We start from the raw sequence: 7398 nt of genomic DNA on the forward strand, positions 1-7398 counted from the left end.
GCTATTTCTTTGGGTTACCGGTTCCTTCTTCTTTTCCTCCTCCGGGCTCCCAACTTTTCACCCACAACTACGTGGCTCATCAAGCCCGTGGCACAACACTTTTCGCGGGATAGTTCAGTGTAAGGAAGTCGAGCGACGCGACCGGTCGACCTCCTGGCATAGGGGGCCCAGAACGGGGTCGCCGAATCCGGCATGGCGGGGACGGTTGACGCAGACCCCGGAGGTCTTCGAGAAGCAGGAGCCCGTCCTACATCCAATGCAGTCCAACTCCGCGCGGGCGCGGTCGATAAAGCACGGGCTCTGGAAGTAGTCGTGCCGTATGACCGGGTCGAAATGGGCCGTTCTTACGAACTGATGTGAGATTCCGGCTCGTCAGGGCCCGATACCAATATGGGGCCGGTCGCGTACTCGAGGCCGACAAGTACTAAAAACCACCCCTGATGGGCTTACGTTTCCACTGGTGAAGCCCTAGAGTCGACTGCCGCTGTGCGCGAGATGGCCAGCTGCCCCAGCGGGCGACACGTAGGCGAAAGGTCTTGCCTGAACCGTGCGGTCGAGACATCCCGCCTGAACCGGGTTCGCCCACCGATCCTTGCGCCTGGTGAACCGGCGACTCGAGGAGTGGACAGTGAGACTGCGGGGTCGTGGCCGTGCCAGGCGGCGGCGACGTGCGGGGGAATGCCGCGCGAGCATGAGGGACACCGAGGTATTGCGAAGATGCTCAACGGGGATCCGCCGAAGGGCGGCCCGTGTACGGAGCCGCTGGAACTCGTCGCTGCACCACTCGGGTCGGAGGGTGCGCCGTCTTCGTGGACGGCTATCAGCCGGTCGCCGGTCCATGGAATGCCCAGCACCCGGCTTTCTACAGCGAGGTGGCCAGTGCGGCAACCTGTTTCGGGATAGTCGCGCGATGCTGGACAGGTATGCCCATTGGTCGTCGAGCGGATCAATGACTACCTGGTGCGGTGGCTCGTGCAGAAAGGTAGGCGGTTCCGGGGCCGTTGGAAACGAGCACGTGAAGCGCTTCCGAAGGCCGCGGAGGCCTACCCGAAATTCTTCTCCGACTGGGCAATCGGGAACCCCCGCAACCGTGAACGCTCGATGATGGGAGCCGTGTGACGGGAGACTGTCACACACGGCTCTGAGAGGGCCGGGAGGTGAACCCTCCCGGCCGCCTGCTAGAGCACCTTTCGCTCTCTACCGGTACACAATGCCGGAAAACGGTGAATTGTCCGGGCTAGGCAGTACCACCGCCACCCGTTTCCGGAGACCCCTCGGGCACGTCCCCGCCACCGCCCGGTCCTTCCTCGCCGGGTCCTTCCTCGCCGGGCCCTTGCTCGCCGGGCCCTTGCTCGCCCGGTCCACCCGGACCACCGGGACCACCAGGAATAACGCCAGGGGGAATCGGAATGGGAATGGGAATGGGGATCGGGATGGGGAGAACTCCGACTCCGCCACCACCGCCGGGGATGCCACCGCCGGGGATGCCGCCGCCGGGGATGCCGCCGGGGATGACTCCGCCAGGGGGGATGGGGATGGTCGGCAACGTTGTCGGCGGCCCTGTCGTCGTTGTCGGCGGGCCTGTCGTCGTTGTCGGCGGGCCTGTCGTCGTTGTCGGCGGCGCTGTCGTCGTTGTCGTTGTCGGCGGCGCTGTCGTCGTGGACGTCGGTGGAATAGTGCAGTTGGGTCGGGTGATCCTGTTATTGTCCAGGCTGACCTGGCCGTTGCGTGCCAGTACCCGTCCCTCCACGATGGTTCCGGTCTGCACCGAGATCGAGGTCAACGCCATGATGGTTCCGACGAAGGTGGAGTTGGTGCCCAGTGTCGCGGAGCTACCCACCTGCCAGAAGACGTTGCACGGTGAGGCCCCGTTGATGAGGCTGACCGTGCTGCTCGATGCCGTGATCAACGTAGATCCCGCTTGGAAGATCCAGACCGCGTTGGGATCGCCCTGTGCATCGAGGGTGACTGTCCCGGTTAGGCCCATGGGGCCCGCCGTGTTGTACACCCCCGCAACCAGTGTGAGGCCGCCGAGATCAGGGGGAGCAGCGGTGGCAGGACCGCGACCCGCAGCATCGTTATATGCCGTAGTCAGATCTGATTGCGCTTGCAACGCCACCGCGTCGGCAGCGTGAATGGTTCCGACCACTGATCCCGGCGGAAAGCCGGTGACCGCGGAACCCGGGCTGACCCCCAGATCACCGGTGATAATCGAAGGTCCCGTGTTCGTGACCGTCTGGCCCGCCAACACCGCGAACGATGTGGCCGTCCCTAACCCGACCGGGGGCTGGGCCGCTGACGCTACCCCATTGAATATCAGCAGGACCGTGGCGGTCACAACCGTCGCCCCGGCGACGATCAATCGTTTGATCGGACGCCGCCGGGGCGAGTTGGACGGAAATGTCACTGGTTTCCCTTCGCCGTTGAACGGCACACGTATGAATGTCACTGTCCGTCTTCGATCCAATCGGTAGGAGTGGATGGGTCGATCCAGACGCGAATTTCATCCGCCCCTTGGCCGCACTCCAAACCGGCTCGAGCCCAACGACAGTCCGAAGCCAGAAATTAACCCATCCAGGTCTGCGCGGCCTACGAAGTACCTTCCGATGCCGATCTAACTGGCGCGACATGCTCGCGCGCGTTGTTTGCTGCTGCAGCAGTAAACGACTGGTGCGACATGCTCGCGCGCGTTGTTTGCCGCTGCAGCGGCAAACAACGTTGGCCGCTGCAGCGGCATGCGGTGTCACGGTCGAGTCTCGCCACGGAAGTAGCAGCGGTTCGCAACTAGTGGGCGATCCCTCTTCTGGCGGGCGACCAAGCAAGCGCCCCCGAGGACGGTCCTCTCGAGGACGGTCCCCGGGGGCACCACCACTCACCAAACAAGAAGAGGTTAAAGAAACATGGGCGGTCTTCTCAGCGGTCTGCTGCCGGTCGTAGGCAACCTTCTCACCGGTGTCGTCAGCGTTCTGGTCCACTCGCTGCTCTGACACGAATGCTTGGTTTGCGGCCCGACCCCCGACATCTCAAAACAGTCCGTCGGGGGTCGGGCCGCAAACAATTCACTACGCCGAACCGATACAAAGACGATCAACCGAAAGGCTGTCCGAATGATCCTCCAGCCCGTAATCGACCTCGTCACAGGACTTCTCGCCGTCGCGGGAAACACAATCCATTTTCTGACCGGCGGCCTGCTCTAGGGGCTATGACAACCCCAGCGGGATGAACGTGAAGTGCGGCAAGTCCAAGTAAAGCTCGAGTCGCAGAGAGGTCGGATCGTTGTGTCGAGGAAGCTAGCTCGAGCAGTCGCCGTAACCGGCGCGTGTGCCGTCATCGCAGCCACAGGCGCCGTCGTAGCCCAACCCTCTACCGCCGCTCCGGAATTCGATCCGACCGACTGCCCGGCTTTGTACACCCTCGGCGTTCAGGGCACAGGGCAGTCCTCCCTCAGCGCATCGCCCACCGTCGACACCGGCATGCTGTCGGGCGTTTTCGCGCCATTGCTGGCCAGCGTTTCGAAGCCCGGAGCGGTCGATCGCGCATACGTGCCCTATCCCGCGGCGTTCGGCGGGATCGTGCCCGGCGCTGCCACGCCGCCGTACGCACAATCCGTCTTCGCCGGACTCGACGAGCTGCGGAGCATGACCCGCGCGATCACAAGTAGATGCGAGAACACCAGCCTGGCTTTGCTGGGGTATTCACAAGGGGCGCACGTTGTTTCGTTGTTCCTTCGCGAAGTAGGGCTCGGATACGGCGTGGTGGCACCGGACAAGATAGCCGGCGCCGCCCTCTTCGCCGACCCGACCCGTGACCCGGGGGCGCCAGTGTTCCCTGGCGCGCCGGGACAGCGCACACCCGCCCCCGCACCCGGCACCGACCGAACAGCATTAGCGGGGCTGCCACCAGTTGCACAGACGATGCCAGCGGGCGGTGGCATCGGACCGCAACAAGACATTGCCGCAGACTTCGGCGCGCTCACCGGACGCGTGGCTTCGTTGTGCATTGCAGAAGACCTCGCCTGCGACGCACCCACCGGCGCACCGATACTGCACGCGTTGACGAACATCATCGGCCAGGCGCTGCTGTCCCCGCTCGACCCAATTACCGTACTGTCCTCTATCATTCAAGCCGTTGTCGCGACAACTGTGAAGACCGCCGCCGCCGTCGTAAGCAATGATGTGGTCGGCAACACGGTCGGAACACTGACGCTGACTTCCGAAAGGACGCTCAGTCAGCGCCTTGCGGAAGCCTCGGACCCTCGGGTGCCGGTTCATGGTCCCGACGCGCAGGCGGCGTTGCTCAAAGTGGCTACAGTCGCGCTCAATATTTTGCTCGCCGTAGTAGGCGTGACACTCGAACCGAGCGAAGTCGCCGACATTCTCAGCGTGGGTGAGAATCAACCTATGGACGGCATTGCCCTCCTTACGGAAAAGATTGCTGGCCCGCGATTCCCATCGGTGCCGATCGAAGCCGCCGGGAACCTGGTGATACAAGCGTTCGACGCGGTCGCCTTTGCCGTCGCAGACAACGCCGTGCTCCTCGAACCCGCAACGTGGGCGAGATATCAGGATGTTGTCGCACGCCATGGCGCCTATGTATGGGAATCCGTCACAGAAACCGGCCAGACGTCTACCCAATTCGTCGCGGGCTGGTTTGCGGCGCTGGCGCGCAGTCTCGCCACCCGGACAGGCACCGCCGCCAAGGCTTCCGCTGCACCGAATGCTCCTAGTCGGCCAATGGATCCAGATCAAGCTGTAGCGCGAGGCGATGCGTCTCCACCGGAGAGCCAGGGCGCCCAACCAGCTACGGCCAAATCTGCGCCCGAGGCTGCTCCCGCACGGCACGCACTGCGGAAAGACAGCGGAAACGCCCTTAGCGACCCAGCCAACATCATTATGTGGGATTGCCTTTGGATGCTCCTGATGTTCGTGGTTTTGCGTCGACTGCTTCGACATCGGCTCACCGCTGGCGCTGACGCCGGTGCCGGATCCAGCTTTCTTGCCGGGTCCACAAACTCAGCCTCGAACAGCGCCGGCTGGTGGGGTATAAGAGTGCGCCGCCGATAGCCGCAGCAGTCGGAGCCATGTCGGTTATCGCGGTGTCGGTGCGCGAGCTCCTATAGAGGAGGCCGGCAAATCATCTGTTGCCTGCCAGCCTGAAGGACCCCCGGTTAGGCATGAACATGGGGCCGGGTTGGGGTCCGGTCGCGGGCCGTGTGTTGATGGTGGCCGATGATCGTGCTGCCGTCCCCACGGCCCGGGACCCATCCGGGCGGGCAGGATAGACGCGTCGTTCGTCGAAGAGGTGGGGCGAGGCGGCGGCGCCCTGCAGTAGTCCGAGCGCGCGAGAGTCGCGTGCATGGCGAATGGGGGGCCAGCAAGTCGGCAGGGAGGAGATTGGAATGCCGGGAGGCCGTTGGTGAATACCGACGAGCTGGCGTTCGAGCTCGCAAGAGCCGAGCGTCGGGTACTGGGGATCCAAACCAAGCTGCACCGTTGGGCAGGTGATGATCCTCGTCGCAGGTTCGATGATCTGTTCAATCTCGTCGCCGATCCCGCGTTCCTTCTGGTGGCGTGGGATCGGGTGCGGACCAACAGGGGCGCATGCACGGCCGGAGTGGACGGGGAAATCGCCGGCTATATCGAAGCCGAACGCGGGGTCGAACCTACACCGAAGTGGAAAAGCTGGGCAGACCAGCGGCTACTCCCTGCCCCAACCAGCCCACCAACATCGCGTCACGGCCGAATCCGGCCGCGACACCACCACCAACGTCAGTTCACGGATCGAGGCTAAGTCACTGGTATTGAAGTTGAGCCGAAGGACATCTGGCCCCGAGACAATCCAGTCGGAACGACGTGCCGCCGAGCATGCGGGCGATGTCCTCGACTTGTGAGTAATAGCGGTGCAGCGGATATGCGATCTCGGTGCCGATGTCGCTGTTGATGCGATAGCACTTCTGCATGGCTTCCGGCAGCGCCGAGGCGACCCAATAGGCCAGCACGTCGAGGTCGGTGTCGACGCGCTCGCGATGCGCTGCGCTGTCGTCCTCCTGCGCCAGCGCCCAATTCGCCGACAGTGTGATCGAGTGCAAGACGCGAGAGGTGATGCAGATATCGGCGATCTGCTGGGACATCGCCTGAAACTGTGCGGGGGGCTGCCCGAGTTGATATCGGGTGCGCACTTGTTCGGCAGTTAGTGTCAGCACGTCGGTCTGGCCGACGATGGTCGCGATCATTTGCAGCAACAGGTGGCTCGAGGGCGACAGGGAGCAGTTTATTGGAGAGCGTGCTGCCGAAATGAGCGGGCGGGTGCGGGCGGCCATGTGACGCCGGCGGCGTCACACAGCCGTATCTCAGGCCGAACCGTCGCTGCGCACTATCTGCTATCGCCGGTTAAGGACCTGGGCCTGGCGGCCTTGCGTGCCGCGTTGTCGGCGGCCATTTCATCGCGCAGACTCTTCGGCCGCATATCTGTCCAGTTCTTGTCGATGTACTCGATGCAGGCGGCCCGGCTGTCTTCGCCGAACACGACTCTCCACCCGTCCGGGATCTCGGCAAAGGTTGGCCAGACGGAATGCTGCTCCTCGTCGTTGACCAGAACCAAGAACCGGCCGTGTTCGTCGTCGAAGGGATTGGTGCTCATTTCACCTCACTGGATAAAACTGGCATTGTGCACGGACAGGCAGCGCTCGTAGTCCGTCTCATCCGGATCGGATCCCCCGAGCGTTGCATCGGCCTGGCAATGAACCGTTGCAAAAGGGTGGTTACCTCGGCTCGGAAGAAAAACCGGACCTTGTTCACCACGAGCAGGAAATAGCGAGCAGAAGAATCCCCGGGTGTATCTGTATCGGTGGCACGCAACCGAGGGATTGGGGATTCGCGATCACGCGGTGAGCAGAGTCTCGAGCACATCGGCGATTTCTTCGACCAGATGACCGATACGCTGCAACACTTTCGAGTTCTCCTTCATGCTGTGGCCGACCGTTCCTGGCAAGTGCAGGTTACGAACTGCACGGTATTCGAGGCAGCACGACGTGCGGATGGGAGCGAAATGCTACCTCCCGCCGTGAAACAAGAAGTCATCAAGTACTACTCGGCAGTACCGAGGTGTGCGGGTCGGAACCTGTTCGACACGAATCGGACGAATCGCCGATTTGCCTCATACCGTGCACGCAATGGCAAACGAGACTACGAAAGTTGTTCCGATCCGCGATCTCCGCGGCTTCGAATAGGTCGTGATGCCATATCGCGGGCGGTGACACCGACGGGCAGGCGGTCCGTGTGAGTGCGCTATCGCGGCCGTGCTTCTCGGTCCGGCCGGGCTGGTGCCGCCTGCTGATCGACTGGCAAGCGACCGACAATGGGGAATCCATAGACAACGCAAGGAGATCGAATGCTGCTG

The 7398-nt window shown here is 63.0% G+C and carries 4 protein-coding genes; 1 reads left to right on the top strand and 3 read right to left on the bottom strand.

The features are described from left to right. Positions 1-1237: 1237 nt before the first annotated feature. Positions 1238-2449, bottom strand: coding sequence for an ice-binding family protein (locus OHA42_RS12415; protein WP_406236909.1), 1212 nt, complete (start codon positions 2447-2449; stop codon positions 1238-1240). 955 nt (positions 2450-3404) lie between these two features. Here OHA42_RS12415 and OHA42_RS12420 point away from each other — a divergent pair. Then, a complete protein-coding gene (locus OHA42_RS12420; protein WP_406236911.1) occupies positions 3405-5063 on the top strand; it encodes a cutinase family protein in 1659 nt (552 codons plus the stop codon). A 728-nt stretch (positions 5064-5791) separates the two neighbouring features. Here OHA42_RS12420 and OHA42_RS12425 read toward each other — a convergent pair. After that, positions 5792-6319, bottom strand: coding sequence for an acyl-CoA dehydrogenase family protein (locus tag OHA42_RS12425; protein WP_406236913.1), 528 nt, complete (start codon positions 6317-6319; stop codon positions 5792-5794). A gap of 53 nt (positions 6320-6372) precedes the next feature. Further along, positions 6373-6639 carry an MbtH family protein gene (locus OHA42_RS12430; protein WP_406236915.1) on the bottom strand — a complete coding sequence of 89 codons (267 nt, stop codon included), beginning with the start codon at positions 6637-6639 and terminating at the stop codon, positions 6373-6375. Between the last annotated feature and the right edge of the window lie 759 nt (positions 6640-7398).

This window comes from Nocardia sp. NBC_01009, from assembly GCF_045208035.1.
Lineage (GTDB): Bacteria > Actinomycetota > Actinomycetes > Mycobacteriales > Mycobacteriaceae > Nocardia.